Here is a 17,998-nt window from a genome sequence, read left to right on the forward strand (position 1 = left end):
AAAAATAATACATGGCAACCGAAATTCTAATGCCCGCGCTTTCCCCGACGATGGAAGAAGGCACATTGGCGAAATGGCTGGTGAAAGAAGGTGATGCGGTCGAGGCCGGCATGGTGATTGCCGAAATCGAGACCGACAAGGCAACGATGGAATTCGAGGCCGTGGACGAAGGCATCATGGGAAAAATCCTGATCCCCGAAGGCACCGAAGGCGTCGCGGTCAACACACCGATTGCCGTTTTGATCGAAGAGGGCGAGGATGCAGATGCCATCCCCGAGCCCGCCGCCGCACCGACTGCAACCCCTGCCCCCACACCCGAGGCTGCCCCCGCACAAGCCGCCGCTCCTGTAGAAGTAATCGCGCCGCTTGACCCCGAAATCCCCGCCGGAACGGAAATGAAACCAACCACCGTGCGTGAAGCCCTGCGCGATGCGATGGCCGAGGAAATGCGCCGTGACGAAACGGTTTACCTGATGGGCGAGGAAGTCGCACAATATCAGGGGGCCTATAAGGTATCGCAAGGATTGCTGGACGAATTCGGCGAAAAGCGGGTGATCGACACCCCTATTACCGAACACGGCTTTACCGGCATCGCCGTTGGCGCCTCTTTCGGCGGGTTGAAACCGATTGTCGAATATATGACCTTCAACTTTGCCATGCAGGCGATGGACCAGATCGTCAATTCCGCCGCCAAGACCCTATATATGTCCGGCGGCCAGATGGGCGCGCATATCGTGTTTCGCGGGGCCAATGGCGCCGCATCCCGCGTTGGCGCACAACACAGTCAGGATTACGCCGCGTGGTATGCGCAAATTCCGGGGCTGAAGGTGGTGATGCCCTATTCCGCCGCCGACGCCAAAGGCCTGCTGAAAACCGCGATCCGCGATCCCAATCCGGTGATTTTTCTGGAAAACGAAATCCTGTACGGCCAGACCTTCGATGTGCCGGTGATGGATGATTTCACCGTGCCCTTCGGTGTTGCCAAAATCTGGCGTGAAGGCACGGATGTGACCATCGTCAGTTTCGGCATCGGGATGAAATACGCACTGGAAGCAGCCGACAGGCTTGCCGAAGAAGGCATCTCGGCCGAGGTAATCGACCTGCGCACCCTGCGCCCGATGGACACCGCAACGGTGATAAAATCTGTCATGAAAACAAACCGTTGCGTGACTGTCGAAGAGGGCTGGCCCGTAGGGTCGATCGGCAATCACATCTCTGCCGTGCTGATGCAAGAGGCGTTCGATTATCTCGATGCCCCCGTGATCAACTGCACCGGCAAGGACGTCCCGATGCCCTATGCCGCCAATCTTGAAAAACTGGCACTGGTCACAACCGACGAGGTTGTTGAAGCCGTCCACCAAGTCACCTATCGTTAAGGGAGCCGCCAAATGCCGACAGAAATCCTGATGCCCGCACTCTCCCCCACGATGGAGGAAGGCGCGCTTGCAAAATGGCTGGTGAAAGAGGGCGATACGGTCCAGTCCGGCGACCTGATCGCCGAAATCGAAACCGACAAGGCGACGATGGAATTCGAAGCCGTGGACGAAGGTGTGATTGGCAAACTGCTGGTGCCCGAGGGCACTGAAGGGGTCAAGGTCAACACCCCGATTGCCGTGCTGCTGGAAGATGGCGAAACAGCGGATGACATCGCCGCAACAGCGACAAAACCCGCCACTGCCCCGGCCCCCGCGCCGGGGCCTGCTGCGGTAAAATCCGAAAAAACAGCGCCCGTCCCTGCTCCGAAAACAGACGGCAAACGCATCTTCGCCTCGCCTCTGGCCCGTAGGATTGCAGCGGAAAAGGGCATTGATCTGACCCAAATCACCGGCTCCGGCCCGCACGGACGCATCGTCAAAGCCGATGTTCTGGGGCAACCAACTGCACTTGCAGTTACATCCCCCGCATCCGCAGCGAAGCCCGCCGGTCCTGCCACCGATGTCCTAAGCAAAATCTATGCCGATCGGGACTATCAGGAAATCCCCCTGAACGGCATGCGCAAAACCATCGCCGCCCGCCTGACCGAAGCCAAACAGTCGATCCCGCATTTCTACCTGCGCCGCGACATCCGCATCGACGCATTGCTTCAGGGCCGCGCCCTGATCAACAAGCAACTGGAAGCCAGGGGGCTGAAAATCTCGGTTAACGATTTCATCATCAAGGCTTGCGCCATGGCCCTGCAATCGGTGCCAAAGGCCAATGCGATATGGGCCAATGACCGGCTATTCCAACTGAAACCCTCGGACGTGGCTGTGGCCGTGGCCGTGGATGACGGGCTGTTCACGCCTGTGATCAAGGACGCCGAAACCAAGACCCTGTCCCAGCTTTCGGTCGAGATGAAGGATCTGGCCACCCGCGCCCGCGAAGGCAAACTGGCCCCGAGCGAATACCTTGGCGGCAGCTTTGCGATTTCCAATCTGGGCATGTTTGGAATTGATAATTTCGACGCTGTAATCAACCCGCCGCACGGCGCCATTCTGGCGGTTGGCGCCGGCGTGAAGAAACCCGTGGTTGGCAAGGATGGCGACTTGTCCGTGGCCACCGTGATGTCGGTCACCCTGTCGGTTGATCACCGCGTGATTGACGGGGCATTGGGGGCAACCCTGCTGAATGCCATCGTCGACAATCTTGAAAATCCGGTCTCGATGCTGGCCTAGAAACAAACCTGATAATGGCGCGATAAAATCACCTTTATCTCGCCATTTTCATATTTAATATCAGTCGGTTCCACCCAAAAGCTGATCCATCGTCACCGAGGGCTGCTCACAACCGGAATCGCCGATAATCTTGGCCGGAACCCCCGCCACCGTTTTGCGGGCGGGCACGTCATGCAGCACCACCGAGCCGGCAGCAATGCGCGAACAGTCCCCCACCTCGATATTGCCCAGCACCTTGGCACCAGCACCGATCAGCACGCCGTTGCCGATCTTCGGGTGCCGGTCGCCGTCCTCTTTGCCGGTGCCGCCCAGTGTTACGGAATGCAGCATCGATACGTTGTTCCCGACCACCGCTGTTTCACCAATCACAATCGAATGGGCATGGTCAATCATCAGCCCCTGCCCGATCCGGGCAGCGGGATGAATATCGATCCCGAACATTTCCGACACCCGCATCTGAAAGAAAAACGCCATGTCATGCCGCCCGTTCTGCCACAGCCAGTGCCCGATACGATAGGCCTGCACCGCCTGAAATCCCTTGAAGAACAGCAGCGGCTGCAACAGCCGGTGACATGCCGGATCGCGTTCATTGATCGCAACCAGATCGGCCCGCGCGGCCTGCCCCAGCTCGGGCGAAGCGGCATAGGCCTCGTCCGAAATCTCGCGCAAAATCTGCTCTGACATCTCGCCCGAGGCCAGTTTCAGCGATACCCGATAAGCCAGTGCGCGCTCCAGAGTCGGGTGGTGCAGCACCGACGAATGCGCCAGCCCCCCCAACAACGGCTCGTTTGCAACAACGCCGGTTGCCTCTTTGCAGATTTGTTCCCAGACCGGATCCACCTCGGCCAGTTTTGTGCGCGCGTTTGTCATCATGGTTTCCTTGCTGCCTGTGCTGCACTATAGCAGATAGGCCGCGCAGGCAAAATTGAAAACCCTGATCACAGGTATTTGCATCATGAATGACACCGATCTGGCGCATTTCCGCACCCTGTTGCTGACGCTTCAGGACGAATTGACAAATCAGGGCGACACCACCAAAGACGCCCGCAAAACCGTGGTGCTGGACCAGCAATCGGTTGGCCGCCTGTCGCGCATGGACGCCATGCAGCAACAGGCAATGGCCAAGGCCACCCAGACCCGCCGCGATCAACAGGCCCTACGTATCAAAACCGCGCTGGGGCGGATGGATCAGGGTGAATACGGCTATTGCGTTGAATGCGGCGAGGAAATTCCTCTCAAACGGCTACAGCTTGATCCGACCGTGCCGACCTGCATTTCCTGCGCCTCCGGCTGAACACGGCCCGCTCGGCCCGCCACTCCAGCAGCGTGGAAAATGCCGCGATCAAACAGCGGCAATAATCGGGATCATCCAGAAACGGCTCCCCCGCCCGTTCCCGCCGCATCGCCACCGCCATCAGGCTGCCGTTGCCCCATTCGGGGTGCCCCTTGCCCAAACGCTTGCGATACAGGTCCGCAGCCGCCGCCTGTTCCAGCATGTCACGCATAACTTCAGGACACGCCGAAACCGGCACCCGCAGCAGCACCAGCGCCGCGGCCACCACATCCCCATGCAGAACCGGCCGCATTCCTAGGCCGTGATCTCGACAGATTCAAACGGCCCGGGGCCGAAACTGTCGGAAATCTGCGCCACCTCGATGGTAAAGGGCAAACTTACCCCGTCTGCCGCCTGATCCGCTGCAAAATAGGTCCAGTCCGGCACGCTGCGGAAAACCTCGCGCAGGATCGTGCTGCCGGTTTTGACCCGCAGCAAATACCGCTCGACTGTTTCGCCCAAAGGCACCTCGACCCCTTCCCAACTGTCGCCATCCACCCGCGTGCGCCGGATCCAGCGGACAGCGATATCGCTGCCCGCCGCCCCTCTGCTGCGCAAATGGCAGGGCGCATAAGGACGCAACCCGACGCCCTGAAATGCCGCCTGCATATGCAGATAGGACGGATCATCGTAATTGCGCGCCGCCGGACCGATCCGGTAATGGCGCGACAATCCCCGTTCGCTTAAGGCCAGGTCGATCTGCTCCGGCATCCCGTTCAGCAACACGAACTGGCTGCCCACGGGCCATTCCGCCGGCATGATCCCGTCCGATCCCGCCTGCCCCCGCAGCCGCAGCGACAGATCATAGGTATCCTCGGCCACCAGCACGGCCTCGGCGAACTGTAACACCTCCCAGTTATCGCCCGAACCATCCCCGATCGCCGCCAGATTGCCCCCGTTCAGCACATCCCCCCAGGGGGCCGAGGCCAGATCGCCACCGTATACCTTCACCCGCAAAGGCGCACCATGGTCTTTCAACCCGCTACGCGCTGCCGGCAATGCCGTTTCCGTTACCCCGATCACACTTGACCCCTCGATCAGCTTGTTCAGCCCATAGCCCGCATCCGTAGATGAACTGTATACCGCCACCGATCCGGGCCAAGGCGTGGCCGTCACCGCCACATGCGGCGCATGTGCCACCTCGTCACCACGCAGCAACGGCAGGTCCAGAAACAGCGGATAGACCGGCACCGCAGGGGTGAAGGGGCGCAGGTTCGGCACCTCGTCGGTCGCTTCCGAAGGCTGGTAAACGCCCCCTTCCACCCGCACCGCCTCGATCATCTGCGCCCCGGCCTGTTCCACATTGTCCAGCCGGTAGAGCGCCTCGCCATCCCCATCGGGCAGGCGCACTACATCGCCCGCGCCCAGCGCCAGTTCGCTCATCGGCAAGGCAAAGCGCGCGCCATCCCGCGCCACCCGCGATTCCGCCAGCCAGCGTTCCACCACGGCGCGCCCCTCCGCGCCTGTCAGCGCCAGCGGCAATTCGGACTGCGACACACTGAAGGTGGCTTCGTCCGGGAACACCGCCTCGACCGCCCGCACCTCGTAATCGCCAGTGGCTTCGACGAAATTCAGCCGGATGCGCCCCGCCACCTCGGCCACCGGTGCGCGCGTGGTTTCAATCAGCCCGTCCGCCTCGGCCGCCACGGCCAGTTTCTCGGCCGGCACAACACCGGTTTCCCGCCCGTCGCGGTTGCGAAAAACCAGCACCCCGTCCCGTTCGACCGCATTAAACCCGTAAGCCAGCATCAGGGGCTGCAACGCCGCCCGCGCCCCGTCAATCGCGGGCACGGAATAGCCCCGCACATAGCCGAACAACCGGCTGACATCATATTGCGTCACACCGGAACGTTCGCAGATTTCCGCCACAACCGAAGCAAGCGAGCGCGCCGCCGTGCGCCCGTTCAGCCAATGCCCGCGCGCATAGTTCTCCCCGTCGGCCCACAAATCCCGATGGTTCGGGAAATAGGGAAAGGGGCGCGCATCCCAGGCCCAGACATGCGCATGGCCCATATCAACCATCTGCACGCCGGTTTCATCATGCACGGGGTTGTTTACCGGATCGTTCCAGAACTGGTGCATCGCCCGCAGATACTGCATCTGGATCAATTCATCCCGCGTGCCATCGGAATAGCGCGGCAGGCTGGATTCAGATGATTTGGGATCAACAAACTTGTTCGGCTCGTTCGTTGCCTTGTCCACCGCCGCACAGCCCAGTTCGGTAAACCACACCGGCTTGCTGCCCGCCTCCCAGGCCGTCGGTGTGCTCTGCCGCACCCCCCCGATGCGCTCGTGATGGGTGCTTAACCACCAGCTTTTGATATCCTTGAAACGGTATATCCACGGCTCGCCATGTTCCGCATCCGTGATTGGAGTCCTGATCTGTGCTTCACGGGATTCCGGTGAATGGTAATACCAGTCATAACCCTCGCCGCCCATGATATTGGATTTCAGATAATCGAGGTTGTATATCGACCCCGCGCCCGCATCCAGATGATCATACCCATCGCGCCAGTCCGACAGCGGCATATAGTTGTCGATGCCGACGAAATCTATATTCGCATCCGCCCACAGCGCATCCAGATGGAACAGACGGTCCCCGCTGCCATCCTGCGGCTGATAACCGAAATATTCAGACCAGTCCGCTGCATAGGATATCTTGGTGCCCGTTCCCAGAACGGCGCGCACATCCGCTGCCAGATCACGCAGCGCCTGCACCACGGGGAAACTTCCGCCCACCCCCCTGATCTGCGTCAACCCGCGCAGTTCCGATCCAATCAGGAAGGCCTCAACCCCCCCCGCCGCTGCGCACAGGTGCGCGTAATGCAGCACAAACCGGCGATAGGACCATTCCGCAGGGCCGCTATAGGACACCCCGCCTGCGGTCGCGGTGAAATCCGAAGCCGCTGCCGCACCGAAAAACGCCGCCACCTCGGCATCCACCGCCGCCGTGCCATCCGGCGATCCCGCCTGCCCCGACGCAACCGACAACGTAATACGACCGCGCCATGGCAGGGCCGGTTGATCCGCCGCACCCGTGTAGGGGTCGGTCAACCCGTTGCCCGCCAGTTGATCCATCAGCACAAAGGGGTAAAACACCACTCCCTTGCCCTGCGCCGACAGATGCTGGATCGCCTCTTTCACCGACTGGTCCGTCGGCGTGCCCCCATAAACCGAACGCCCGTCCAGTTCCGGCACCATAGCCGCCGCCCCGCGCGACACGCCGGACACCGACCAGGGCATCCCCGTGCCATCATCGCCCGCCTGCTCGACCTTGGGCTGCACATCACAACTGCCACAGCGTAGATCATTGCCGAACCACGACACCACCAGCGAAACCGAGCCGACATTGGGCATCTCTTCGCCCAGCGCCTCGACCGAGGTCACAAAATCCGTCTTGCCCGAAGGCGTGTTCATATTCGCCGTGCGGTTCACCCCGAAACCGGCACTGTAATGCACCGGAGTCGTCGCCAGCCCGTATTCCCCCGTGCCGGGGATCAAAGCCACCGCTTGCACAGCCTGCGCAATATCTACCTCGACCACGTCCTGCGCCGGGCGCAGCACCTCGAATGTAAACTGCGGGATCCGGTTGCCGAACTGCCCCAGCGGCAGGTCTTCCAGCACCACATAAGCAATGCCGCGATAGGCCGGTGCATTGCCCGCCCCCTCGACCGCCTCGATCTTGGGGTCCGGCATCTGGTCCTCGGACCCCGTGTAAACCCGCAGGTTCAGATCATCACGCGCAATCTCGATCCCGTCGGCCCAGACACGCCCCACCCGCGTGATCACCCCTTCACAAAGGGCAATCGCCAGATTGGCGGTGTAGCTATAACTGGTGGTCTTGGGGCCACTCGGCGCGCCCTTGCCGCCGCCACTTGTCGTGCTGGCCTCTTGAAAGCGCGAAGCCCAGATCACCTGACCCCCGATCCGCATAGCCCCATATACCTGCCCCACCGGCGCACCCTCGGACGCCCCCGTCAGGCGGAACCGGTCAACCTTGCCGGTTTCCACCACCTGCGAGCCAGCCCCCATAATCCGCTGGTCGATCACCCGCCCCAGCGTGGCCCCGATTGCCCGCCCGATCACCGCACTGGACAGGCCAAAAACCGCCCCGCCTACGGAAGCACCGGCGGCAAAGCCGATCGAAGATAAAACTATAGTCGCCATCAGGACCCCTCCTCGGGAAACGCAAATCGCGCCACAATGCGGCGCTGCCACGGGCGGCTAAGGGGACTCTCAACCACCCCGTGGCCCGTATAGGCATGAATAAAAGTCGGTTCAGGGCCAATGCGCCCCGCAATCCCCAGATGCTTGGCCACACCACCCGCCCGCATCCTAAACAACAGCAGATCGCCTACGGCCCGCCCCTTTTGCCCCTGCAAGTGCCGCAAGGCGGCACGCCACAGCCGTTCCTCTCCCTGTGGCTCGGACCAGTCCGGCGTATAGGCGGGCACATCCTCTGGCTCCGCACCATACAGCTCGCGCCACACACCGCGCAGCAGGCCCAGACAATCGGTGCCCGCCCCCTTGGTGGAGGCCTGATGCCGGTAAGGCGTGCCGATCCAGCCGCGCGCGGCCTGAACCACCTGTTCGCCAATCACGGTCATCCCCCCAGACTCCCGCCATCATTGACACCACCGCGTGTCGGATATCTCATCAACCAGTCCTCGCCGGGGATGTCAGGGAAGCCGCGAAAATTCAGGAAATTATCAAACTTCAGACGGCAGGTTTCAGGGCGCTTGTCACAGCCCGCCTCGATCTTCACCAGATCGCCCGTAACAATCGGCGCGCGAATGCTCTCCCACAGTTCAATCTCGCGGCCCGCTTCAGTGATCCGGTCGTTCTTGACCAGCCCGACCAGCCCCTGCGCCTCGCCAGTCATCACCGTAAAGCGCCCATATTCAAACCAGCGCACATCAAAACCGGCCAGATCGACAAACCGGAAAATCCGCGCCTCCTCGACAACCTCGACCGCCAGTTCCGCCACATACCCGGGCAGATCAAACCCGAACCGGCAGTCCTTGTCGCCCAGAACCGCCGTGCAAGCCTTTTGATACACCCGCCCTTGTGGTTGGTTCAGCGCTTCGGTCAGACCGCGCAATTCCGCTTGAAACGCCCCGCCACTGCGCTGCATCTCGCCAATCGTGCCGCGAAACTGCAACAAGCGCTGGTCCGGATCGGCCCAGTTTACCAACCACGCCCGCACCTCGGCCCCGTCAAACCGGCCCGCGGTTATATCAGCCTCGGTGATCGCCGCATCCGACAGCGCACCCAAGGCCTCGGTATTGTCCACCGACAGGCCCGAGGTCTGTTGCAAAGCTTTGGCCGTCAGGCCGGTATCGGCCTTGAACACAATGCCCTCGAACTCCAACTCGCGGTCATGGTCGGTAAAGCCGAACACCCGCCCGTCCCGACGCACCACTGCCCAGCAGCGGCACACCGTGGTCAGACCACCGCGCAGATGTGCTTCAAATTCTGTTGAAAGGCCCATCAGATACGCACCTCCACCACCGGCACATTCGGCACTTCACCGGCTTGAAAGCTGGCCACCGAAGTCTGGATCCGGTCCGTGTCAAACCGCACCGGCACATCAAATTCAAACCCCGCTGTCACCTCGACCCCGATGTCAGGCGGATGGTTAAACGTGATCACACCGGTTGCGGTATCCACATCGAAATGGATCGCTTCCTGCTGCTGATCCCCCTGAATACCGACAACCACAGTGCCCGCCACCGGCTTGGTGATCGGGCGTACATATTTTGCCTCGCCGGACGCATAGGTCTTGGTCAGCGGGAACATTGCCGTCACCCCGTCGCCAATCGCGATCACCTGATCCTCGAAATACGGCGCGGCCGAAGCGACGCCGGATTTGTAATCGGCCCAGTCTTTCCAGCGAAACCCGTATAGCTGCCCCTGCCGCGCCTCGTAGAATGCAATCAGCAGCTCCACATCATCCAGCGACCGCATCCCCAAACCGGCATCATAGCGCCGCTTTGAATGGGCCCAGGGCGTGTTGCGCTCCTCGAACCCGTTGGCCAGCGTCACAACCTCGGTGCGCCGTTCGGGGCCACCCACCGCGCCAAAACTCAGACTGGCCGGAAATCTTACCTCGTGAAAACCCATCGTTCCCCTCCTAGAAATTACGCTGCCCGCGCCCCAAAGCACGGCTCAGCTGTGCCGCGATCTGCCATTGTGAACGGTTGAACCCTTCGACATCCGGCGTGCTGATGTTCATGGTGATATTCACAGGCCGCCCACCACCGCTGGCCTCGACCCCCAACCGTCCGTTGGCCCCGCGTGTCAGCGGCATGATCGCCTCGGTGCCCGCCTCGCCCATCAATCCGGTGCCGCCCCGCATCGGAAATGTTGTCGATCCGCTGACAATGCCGCCATTGGCAAATGGCATCACGCGGCCCTGACTAAACCCTGCCCCGTCGGCAAACAGATTCCCCGCGCCGAAAAAATTGCTGATACCATTGGCAATCAACCCGCCGAAATGCTTGGTGACCGGCGCAATTGCCGCGTTATAGGTGGCGTTGATCATCGATTCCGCCAGTTTGCCCAACGCATCCGACAGCTTCATCCCGTCAAACACCAACCCGTCAAAGGCCGACTTCAACCCGCGACTGATCCCCTTTGACAACACCTCGACCTCGCGGTTCGTGGTGGTCAGGCTGTCGCGCATCTTTGACAGCTCGCCATCAAAGGCCGCCGTCATCGCCGTTGCCCCACCCATCGTTGCCTCAAGGGCTGCCACCTGATCGTCAAACGCGCTCAGCCCATCCACTTGTTGTGTCATGCTTTTCTCTCCAAATTGTCAGGATAGGCCTGCGCCAACTCCTCCAGCCGCGCCCGCCCCATCGGGGCATCTGCCGCCCCCTCGCCCAGCATCATCAACAGTTCCGCCGGCGTCAGCTGCCAGAAATCGCGCGGATGCAACCGCAGGCCGCGCAGCGCGACCCGCATCAGACCGGGCCAGTCAAACCCGCTCATCCCGCGCGCGTCCGGCACCGCAAAGGCTCGCGCCAGCAGTTCTGCCGCCACCCGCGCCGCTTCAACCGGCCCGCCGCCGACCTCGACCGCCATCAGATCCGCCGCGCTGCCCTTCCAGCCCCCGCCGCGCAGGCCCGCCACGATCAGCGCCAGCACATCGCGCGTGCTGAACTGCCCGCTTTCAAACCGTTCGACCAGCGATACCAGCGTCCCCGTTTCTAGGGACGCCTCCAGTTCCGCCAAAGCGCCCAACGTCAGCTTGCAGGCGTGTTCCACACCATCCAGCACCAACGCCACTTCACCAGCCCAGGGGTTCGCCATTACGGTGCCGCCGTGAATGTCAGCGCCCCGGCCGAGGCCATGCTCAGCTCATAGGTCGCCTCGCCATTATAGCTGCCCGCATATTCAACCGAGGTGATCTGGAAAGCCCCCTCGATGATGCCAAAATCGGGAATGATCACCTGAAAATCCGGCGTTTCCCCGTCAAAGAAAATCTGCCGCGCACGTTCGTCCGTGGTGGCATCCTTGAACACACCGGACCCCGAAATCGTTGCCGATTTCACTCCGGCCCCGCCCAGCAATTCACGCCAGCCGCCTGCACTTTCCAGACTGGTCACATCCACCGCTTCCGCGTTGAAACTGATCCGCGTCGCCCGCAGGCCGACAACGGTTTCGAACAGACCGCCGCCGGTCATGTCCATCTTGATCAAAAGGTCCTTGCCGTTCTGGGCACCCATAGCTGTCACTCCAATGATTGTTGAATTGTCATTTGTACCAGCCGCTCCTCGGCCCTGACGGACCTCCTCGCGAAGAAAGCCGCAAGGCTTGATGAGCAGCCGCCTGCCTTAATTGTCCTCGACCCGCGCATGAAACCGCAGATCAATCCGCCGGGTTTCCCCCGTGCCAACCCGCCGCGCCGTGGCACGATCAAAGTTGATGTAACACAACGCCCCGCGGCTCAGTGTCAGCGTGGCCCCCTGCAACGCATCACTCACCGCCGCGCCCACTTCCTTGGCCGTCTGGAAACCGGCGGCATCCGAAATCACGCTGATCGTCACCATATGCAGCGCGCCATAGCCGGTCTTGTCCGACCGGTCGCGCACGTCTTCCGGCCCCAGACTGACATAGGTGCCGGTGATCGGCCCCGCCGGTGCGTTGTCGTAAATTGCACTGCCCACCAGCCCCATCAACACGGGGTCTGAAACCAGTTGCTGGTAAATCGCCGCCTGAAGCGCAGCCGAAACGCCGTAACTCATGACGATACCTCCTCATAGGCAAAACAGGTCAGGAAATGCGCCTGCGGATCACGCTCGGTCACCGCCTTGATGCGAAACAGCCGCGTGCCTTCGCGAAACCGCTGTTCCGGCTTGGGTCGCGACGGTGCGCCGTAAGGGGCCGCCCGCACCGTGATGCGGTAAGGCACCTTGGAAACGGTGATAAACTCGCCCGCAGCCCCGCCCAGATTGCGATGTTCATAATAATGCGCCGCCAGCAGCATCACCGCATGGTTCACATCCGCCGGCAGGTCACCCCAGGCCGCACCGAAACCGGCGTCAAAGATCACCTCGGCACTGCCGCCAATCGGAATGGTGGGCAAACAGCCCCCCGCCGCCAGCAGCTTTGGCCGGTGGTCATCCTTTTGTAGCGAATACCGGCCCGCATCAATCACAGTCACCGCCCCCAGACGGTCCAGCAGGCGCAATTCGGTGATCGCGCTGACAGGGGCCACCGGAAACGCCTGCTCCCCCAGCGCCCGCCACGCGGTCAACGACCACATGAAACTTCGCGCGATCAATATCTTGCCCGTGCGCGCCTCGATCGCCGCAACCGCGCTGCGCAGATAGCTTTCCAGCACCGCATCCTGCACCGCGTCATCGGCAAACCCCGTGCCCATCCGCAAGTGGTCCTTGAATTGTGCAATCGGCAGCGCCGCTGCCGGCACTGTGGTTTGCTCGACTAACATCATGGAAAATCTCCGAAAAATCTGAATTCCTCCGCCATAAAGGCGGGCGCGCGCCCATCGTATTGCTTGGACGGAGGGGAGCAGCTAGACAACACGAAACCCCGGACGCACGCCCATTTCAGCCCCCCTGCCAATGCTGCGGCAGAGGGACCAATCCCGATCCGCTTTACGCGACCGAGAATTTCAGCAGCTTGATCGCGGCAAAGTCGCTCACGTCCCCGCCCACACGTTTTGTGGCATAGAACAGAACATGCGGCTTGGCGCTGAACGGATCACGCAGCACGCGCAGATCGGGGCGTTCGGCCACAGTATAACCGGCGCCAAAATCGCCAAAGGCAATCGCGGTGGCATCCGATCCGATGTCCGGCATATCCTCGGCAATCAGCACCGGATAACCCATCAGGCGCGCAGGTTCACCCGCCGCCAGACCATCGGACCACATAAAGCGGCCATCGGCATCCTTCATCTTGCGCACGGCACCGGCAGTTTTCGAATTCATCACGAATGTCGCACCGGCGCGGTATTCTGCCCCCAGCGCATAAACCAGATCAATGATCGCATCGACCGGATTGGTGCTGCTGAAATCACCGTCAACACCGGTGGCGATATACCCCAGATTGCCCCAGGTCCATGTCGCATCATCCACAGCCGTATGGGTCAGGAAACCCGTGGGCTTGTCCACCCCGTCACCGCTGACAAAAGCAGCGGCCTCGGCGCGGGAAAACTTGTCGGCAATACGACCGGCCAGCCAGCCTTCGATGTCGAACGCGCTGTCATCCAGCAGACGCTGGCTTGCCTTGGGCAGGGCCGACAATTCATGCAGCGGAATGGTGATGCGATCAATCGAAGGCGTGCCTGTTTCCGCCGCCGGACCGGCTTCGGTCGCCCAGCCAGCGCCCACATCGGTATGGTCAATCAGCACATCGAACGATGTCGCCTCGACTATTCACCACGGACGCGATAGAACGCAGCGATGCGGTGGAATTCAGCACGCTCTTGATGGTTTCCGCGGTTTGCGGGTCCACCAGATAGCCGCCATCGGCTGACACAGCCGTGGACATGGCCTTGCCTTCCAGAACAATGCCGCGCAGCGCGTCATCATCGCCTGAACGTAGGTAAGCATTGAACGCCTTTTGGTGCGGGGCATCGGTTTGGGCCGCCACGGAAAGGGCGGGGCGTTGATAAGTTGTTGTCTTGCGGTCCAGCATGGTCAGTCGCTCTTCTTGTTGTTGCAGTTTGGAATTAAGTTTGTCCTGAAAGTCATTCAGATCATTTACGAAACCGGCCATCGCGGTCTTCACCTCGGCAGCCGGAGACAGGTCCGTTGGCACAACACCAACGTCCCGAGCCTTGCGGTCGGTTTTGCTCATTTTGTTTTCCTGTGAAAAGTTGAGGTTAGATCGCTGGCTCAGTCGCGGGCCAGCATGTGGCGGGCGTCATTGATGACCCCTGCCAGATCACGCAGAATTTCGGTCTCCGGGCTGTCGCCCTTCGCCCCCACTCGCGCTTCCGGAAGCATGGGGAACGTCACCAGTGACACCTCCCACAATTCCAGTTCAGCCAAGAGCCGCTGGCCCTTGCCATTCTTATGTGCCTTTTTGGTGCGGTATCCGATCGACAGACCGTCAATCGCGCCCGCCTCGATCAGTGCCGCCGCCTCGCGCCCCTTGGCCACGTCCAGCAGCAGACGGCCCTTGACATACAGCCCCTTGCCATCCTCGCGCACCTCGTCCCAAATGCCAATCGGCTGGGTCGGATCATGCTGCCACAGCATCTTGACCCTGCGCCCCTTGCTGGCCAGATTGGCCAAAGACGCGGCATAGGCGCCAGCCTCGACCACATCGCCACCCTGATCGCATTTACCGAAATAGCTGGCATAGCCTTCGATACAGGTGCCATCCGTAACACTCACGCCGCTTTCCATCCGGCAGAACTTGCGCTCTAACTCGGCCTCGTAATCCATTGATGTCATGTTGTTTTCCTTACTTGGGCGCCACATCCAGCAGCGTAACAATTCCCTGCGCCAGCACCACGCCAACCACGCCGTAAACCGCCAGCCACAGCCGCCGCTCCAGCCGCTCGATCATCGCCTCGATCCGCACCAGCCGATCCGCAAGCGCTTCAAACTGCAACTTGCTGACCCGCTCATTGGCCTCAATCCGCGCAGTGGCGGCATCGAAACTGTCATACAAAAACCGCGATCCACCGGCCTGCGCTCTTTCCTCGTTCATTCATCCTCCGCCAGTTTTGTCAACCCCAACAGGCTGCGCTTCTCGGCATCCGTCAGGAAGGCGGCCCCGCTCACCCGCCGCCACTGGTTATCCCGTTCAACCGACAACGCCGGCACCTGATCCAGATCGGGCCGCAGTTCCACATCCTCGCCACTGAACCGCGTCAGCCATTCGGATACAGAAGCCGCCACACGGGTCGCCAGCGGCAACACCGTCAACCGATAAAACGCGCGGTTGGCCTCCTGATAATTGGCATAGGCCGCATCCCCGGGGATCCCCAGCAACATCGGCGGCACACCAAAGGCAATGGCAATCTCCCGCGCCGCCGCTTCCTTGGTTTTCTGGAACTCCATGTCGGACGGTGAAAACCCCATAGGTTTCCAGTCCAATCCGCCCTCCAGCAACATCGGGCGCCCCGCATTCGCGGCGCCTTGATGCTGGCTGGCCATTTCATCCACCAAACGGTCATACTGGTCCGCCGTCAGGCTCGCTTGCCCGTCCGACCCGCGATAGACAATCGCCCCGGATGGCCGCGCGGCATTGTCCAGCAATCCCTTGCTCCAGCGCGACGCCGCATTATGCACATCCACCGCACTGGCCGCCGCCTGCATCGGTGAAAACCCGTAATGGTCATCCTGCGGCGAAAAGGTGCGGATATGGCAGATCGGCTGCACCTCGCAGGTCATGTCAAACCGGTGCTTGCGCCCGCCCACCGCATATTCATAGGCCACGGGCCAGCCATCGGAACCGGGCACCACGCTCATCCGGTCGCTGCGCAGCACATGCAGCTCCACCGGCGCGCCCGCCTCGTCCGGCACCGCCTCAAGATAGCCATTGCCGGTCAGTAGCAATTGCCCATACAGCGCCTCGAACAGCTCCGCCCGCCCCTGCGCCCCATTCGGATGCCGGATCAATGACAGCAACGGATGCGCCTCGTAACGCCGCTCGCGGTCCTGCAACACCAACGGCAGTGCCGCCGCCGCTTCAGCCACCAGTTTCACACAGCGAAACCCGACCGGATTCCCCAAAAAACCGGTCCGCGTCAGCGACCCCACATCACGCGGAGACCACGCCACCCGTCCGGCCCCGTGGTAGGCAATCACCGGCCCCGTGGCCGAGACCTTCTGCTCGGGCACCTGCGCACCCCGTCGAAAGAAATTAAACGCCATAGAAGAAGCTCCTCGTCTCTTCGCCAGTTTCTCTTGTTTGTTCCTGCTTCTTTTTCGTGAAAATATCCCCGCCGGAGGCATAAAACTTCTTGCCTACGGCGCGGATATTTATGCGAAAAAGAAACTACAATCCGCGAACCCTTGGCCGCCGCCATTTCGCAGCCGGTTCGATCATCAACTCGTGCAAGGCCCAGACCAGCGCATCCACCCGATCCGGACTGCCCTTGCCCTCATAGCCGCGCGTGGTCATGCGACACATCTGGTCCTCCAGCCCGCCAAGCCCGCGCAGATGCCGCACGCGGCCCTGTTCATATAACGCAGCCACAGGCTCGGCCCGCGCGATCTTGCCTTTGGCGGCCCGCACCGACCGGTAAGGCACCAGCGGATCAATCTGCCGGATCACGCTTTCCACCATATCCCCGCCCTGATTGACCTCGGCCACCAGCCGGTCCGCGCCGTATTCCTCGACCATCGCAATCGCCACCCGCGCCCAGGCCGCAGGCGTGGCGGCGGACACGGTTGCATCCTTCAACACCACCGCCCGCCAATCCGCCGGATTGCCCTGACAATTCGCCCCGACAACCACGATGCCGCATTCATCCGATCCCTTGTGCCCCGTCACCGGCGGGTCCACAGCCACCACGATCCGGTCCAGTTCTCCGGCCTCCTCCAGCCGCAGATCCTCCAGCATCGCGGAGGTCCACAACGCCCCTTCCGCATCCTCCAGCAATACCCCGTCCAGTTCCTGCCGTCCCAGCCGCGTGCCGGCATAACGCGCCCGCACCTCCTCCAGAAACGACGCTGCCAGATAGGCGCGGTTCGCCTCGGTCGGCGCGCGGGTCACCACTGTGGTGGAATTTCCCAGTATCGCCTTCAGCACCGGCACATTCTTGGGCGTGGTTGTCACACACTGGCGCGGACAATCCCCCAGCCGCAACCCGAACTGCAGCATGTCCCACGCCTCCTCGGCCTTTTTCCACTTGGCCAGCTCGTCCACCCAGTCCGCATCAAACTGCGGCCCGCGCAAACTCTCGGGGTCATGCGCCGAAAACACCTGCGCCACCCGCCGTGCCCGCCCCATATCCATCGGGCGTGACCCTTCGACCATGCTGCGCACCCATTCGGCACCGGCGCGGGTTTTCCCTGCCCCGCGCCCGCCCATAATCACCCATGTGCGCCAGTCCCCTTCCGGCGGCAACTGGTGTTCAAACGCCCAGAACTCGAACAGATAAGGCAGCGCCAGCAAACTCTCCTCACTCAGGCTGTCTAGAAATTCCGTCTGTTCCTGTGGCGTCGCGCAAGCGAGCAATTCTGCGCCCGATCTCAAGTCGGGCCGCATCAAAGTCGAGCGCATAGTCATGCACGATTCCGGCTGTGTTTTTTCGGAGCTTTTCAATTTTTGCCCTTTCATCAAACGCCGTCTGTGCGGCCTTGCTCAACTCGCGGATCCGCGCCACCGCTTCTTTGGAAAGCGTGGTTTCTTCCGCTTCAAACGCTGCAATCAATTCCTCGACGCGGTATAGCATCCGGCCAAGGTGCTTCTCGGCGATGCAAAGGATTTCCTCGGCTTCACCGTTGCCCCCTACGGGTGTAATCATTGTCATGTGGTCTGAATCTGCCTCTCATGCCGCTCCGCACAAGAGAAATGAAAAAGC

Annotated in this window: 18 protein-coding genes and 4 pseudogenes; 3 read left to right on the forward strand and 19 right to left on the reverse strand. The window is 61.5% G+C overall.

What is annotated here, in order from left to right; genetic code table 11:
- The first annotated feature begins 11 nt into the window (after window positions 1–11).
- Window positions 12–1,376 carry a pyruvate dehydrogenase complex E1 component subunit beta gene (locus tag ACQY4M_RS08560; RefSeq protein WP_428543174.1) on the forward strand — a complete coding sequence of 455 codons (1,365 nt, stop codon included), beginning with the start codon at window positions 12–14 and terminating at the stop codon, window positions 1,374–1,376.
- A gap of 12 nt (window positions 1,377–1,388) precedes the next feature.
- Window positions 1,389–2,654 (forward strand): pyruvate dehydrogenase complex dihydrolipoamide acetyltransferase, encoded by a 1,266-nt coding sequence (locus ACQY4M_RS08565; RefSeq protein WP_428543176.1) that lies wholly within the window; start codon window positions 1,389–1,391, stop codon window positions 2,652–2,654.
- A gap of 60 nt (window positions 2,655–2,714) precedes the next feature.
- Here ACQY4M_RS08565 and cysE read toward each other — a convergent pair whose 3' ends face one another.
- Window positions 2,715–3,524 carry a serine O-acetyltransferase gene (cysE, locus tag ACQY4M_RS08570; RefSeq protein WP_428543178.1) on the reverse strand — a complete coding sequence of 270 codons (810 nt, stop codon included), beginning with the start codon at window positions 3,522–3,524 and terminating at the stop codon, window positions 2,715–2,717.
- An 85-nt stretch (window positions 3,525–3,609) separates the two neighbouring features.
- On the opposite strand from cysE, the gene ACQY4M_RS08575 reads away from it, so the two are divergent.
- Complete coding sequence (locus ACQY4M_RS08575; protein WP_428543180.1) at window positions 3,610–3,948, forward strand: TraR/DksA family transcriptional regulator; 339 nt, start codon at window positions 3,610–3,612, stop codon at window positions 3,946–3,948.
- Here ACQY4M_RS08575 and ACQY4M_RS08580 read toward each other — a convergent pair.
- From ACQY4M_RS08580 to ACQY4M_RS08665, 18 genes and pseudogenes are all read right to left on the reverse strand, one after another.
- Window positions 3,890–4,240, reverse strand: a complete 351-nt coding sequence (locus ACQY4M_RS08580; RefSeq protein ID WP_428543182.1) for a hypothetical protein — start codon at window positions 4,238–4,240, stop codon at window positions 3,890–3,892. The genes ACQY4M_RS08575 and ACQY4M_RS08580 overlap by 59 nt on opposite strands.
- A gap of 2 nt (window positions 4,241–4,242) precedes the next feature.
- Window positions 4,243–8,154 carry a baseplate multidomain protein megatron gene (locus ACQY4M_RS08585; protein ID WP_428543184.1) on the reverse strand — a complete coding sequence of 1,304 codons (3,912 nt, stop codon included), beginning with the start codon at window positions 8,152–8,154 and terminating at the stop codon, window positions 4,243–4,245.
- Entirely contained in the window at window positions 8,154–8,594 is a 441-nt protein-coding gene (locus ACQY4M_RS08590; protein WP_428543186.1) for an NlpC/P60 family protein, read from the reverse strand. The genes ACQY4M_RS08585 and ACQY4M_RS08590 overlap by 1 nt, the downstream gene beginning before the upstream one ends.
- A complete protein-coding gene (locus ACQY4M_RS08595) occupies window positions 8,591–9,478 on the reverse strand; it encodes a DUF2163 domain-containing protein (protein ID WP_428543188.1) in 888 nt (295 codons plus the stop codon). Before ACQY4M_RS08595 ends, ACQY4M_RS08590 begins: the two co-directional genes overlap by 4 nt.
- A complete protein-coding gene (locus tag ACQY4M_RS08600) occupies window positions 9,478–10,110 on the reverse strand; it encodes a phage distal tail protein, Rcc01695 family (RefSeq protein ID WP_428543190.1) in 633 nt (210 codons plus the stop codon). Before ACQY4M_RS08600 ends, ACQY4M_RS08595 begins: the two co-directional genes overlap by 1 nt.
- Before the next feature lie 10 nt (window positions 10,111–10,120).
- The gene (locus ACQY4M_RS08605; RefSeq protein WP_428543192.1) at window positions 10,121–10,786 is read right to left on the reverse strand and encodes a phage tail tape measure protein; all 666 of its coding nucleotides are present in this window, start codon (window positions 10,784–10,786) and stop codon (window positions 10,121–10,123) included.
- The gene (locus tag ACQY4M_RS08610; protein ID WP_428544455.1) at window positions 10,783–10,980 is read right to left on the reverse strand and encodes a rcc01693 family protein; all 198 of its coding nucleotides are present in this window, start codon (window positions 10,978–10,980) and stop codon (window positions 10,783–10,785) included. Before ACQY4M_RS08610 ends, ACQY4M_RS08605 begins: the two co-directional genes overlap by 4 nt.
- A 9-nt stretch (window positions 10,981–10,989) precedes the next feature.
- A pseudogene (locus ACQY4M_RS08615) lies at window positions 10,990–11,301 on the reverse strand (gene transfer agent family protein); the annotation flags it as partial.
- Window positions 11,301–11,717: a phage major tail protein, TP901-1 family gene (locus ACQY4M_RS08620; RefSeq protein WP_428544458.1), complete on the reverse strand. Its 417-nt coding sequence runs from the start codon at window positions 11,715–11,717 to the stop codon at window positions 11,301–11,303. The gene ACQY4M_RS08620 and the pseudogene ACQY4M_RS08615, both read right to left, overlap by 1 nt.
- Window positions 11,718–11,825: 108 nt before the next feature.
- Window positions 11,826–12,236, reverse strand: coding sequence for a DUF3168 domain-containing protein (locus ACQY4M_RS08625; RefSeq protein ID WP_428543194.1), 411 nt, complete (start codon window positions 12,234–12,236; stop codon window positions 11,826–11,828).
- Window positions 12,233–12,403: pseudogene (locus tag ACQY4M_RS08630) on the reverse strand (phage head completion protein); the annotation flags it as partial. The gene ACQY4M_RS08625 and the pseudogene ACQY4M_RS08630, both read right to left, overlap by 4 nt.
- Before the next feature lie 36 nt (window positions 12,404–12,439).
- Window positions 12,440–12,946: pseudogene (locus tag ACQY4M_RS08635) on the reverse strand (head-tail connector protein); the annotation flags it as partial.
- A 163-nt stretch (window positions 12,947–13,109) separates the two neighbouring features.
- A pseudogene (locus ACQY4M_RS08640) lies at window positions 13,110–14,313 on the reverse strand (phage major capsid protein).
- Between the two features lie 38 nt (window positions 14,314–14,351).
- Window positions 14,352–14,906 carry an HK97 family phage prohead protease gene (locus ACQY4M_RS08645; protein WP_428544461.1) on the reverse strand — a complete coding sequence of 185 codons (555 nt, stop codon included), beginning with the start codon at window positions 14,904–14,906 and terminating at the stop codon, window positions 14,352–14,354.
- A 19-nt stretch (window positions 14,907–14,925) separates the two neighbouring features.
- The gene (locus tag ACQY4M_RS08650; RefSeq protein ID WP_428543196.1) at window positions 14,926–15,174 is read right to left on the reverse strand and encodes a GTA head formation protein, RCAP_rcc01685 family; all 249 of its coding nucleotides are present in this window, start codon (window positions 15,172–15,174) and stop codon (window positions 14,926–14,928) included.
- Window positions 15,171–16,343: a phage portal protein gene (locus ACQY4M_RS08655; protein ID WP_428543198.1), complete on the reverse strand. Its 1,173-nt coding sequence runs from the start codon at window positions 16,341–16,343 to the stop codon at window positions 15,171–15,173. The genes ACQY4M_RS08650 and ACQY4M_RS08655 overlap by 4 nt, the downstream gene beginning before the upstream one ends.
- A 124-nt stretch (window positions 16,344–16,467) precedes the next feature.
- A complete protein-coding gene (locus ACQY4M_RS08660; protein ID WP_428543200.1) occupies window positions 16,468–17,682 on the reverse strand; it encodes a DNA-packaging protein in 1,215 nt (404 codons plus the stop codon).
- Entirely contained in the window at window positions 17,597–17,947 is a 351-nt protein-coding gene (locus ACQY4M_RS08665) for a hypothetical protein (RefSeq protein WP_428543202.1), read from the reverse strand. Before ACQY4M_RS08665 ends, ACQY4M_RS08660 begins: the two co-directional genes overlap by 86 nt.
- Window positions 17,948–17,998 lie beyond the last annotated feature (51 nt).

The sequence above is a fragment of the Profundibacter sp. genome (genome assembly GCF_965277155.1).
Classification (GTDB): Bacteria; Pseudomonadota; Alphaproteobacteria; order Rhodobacterales; family Rhodobacteraceae; genus Profundibacter.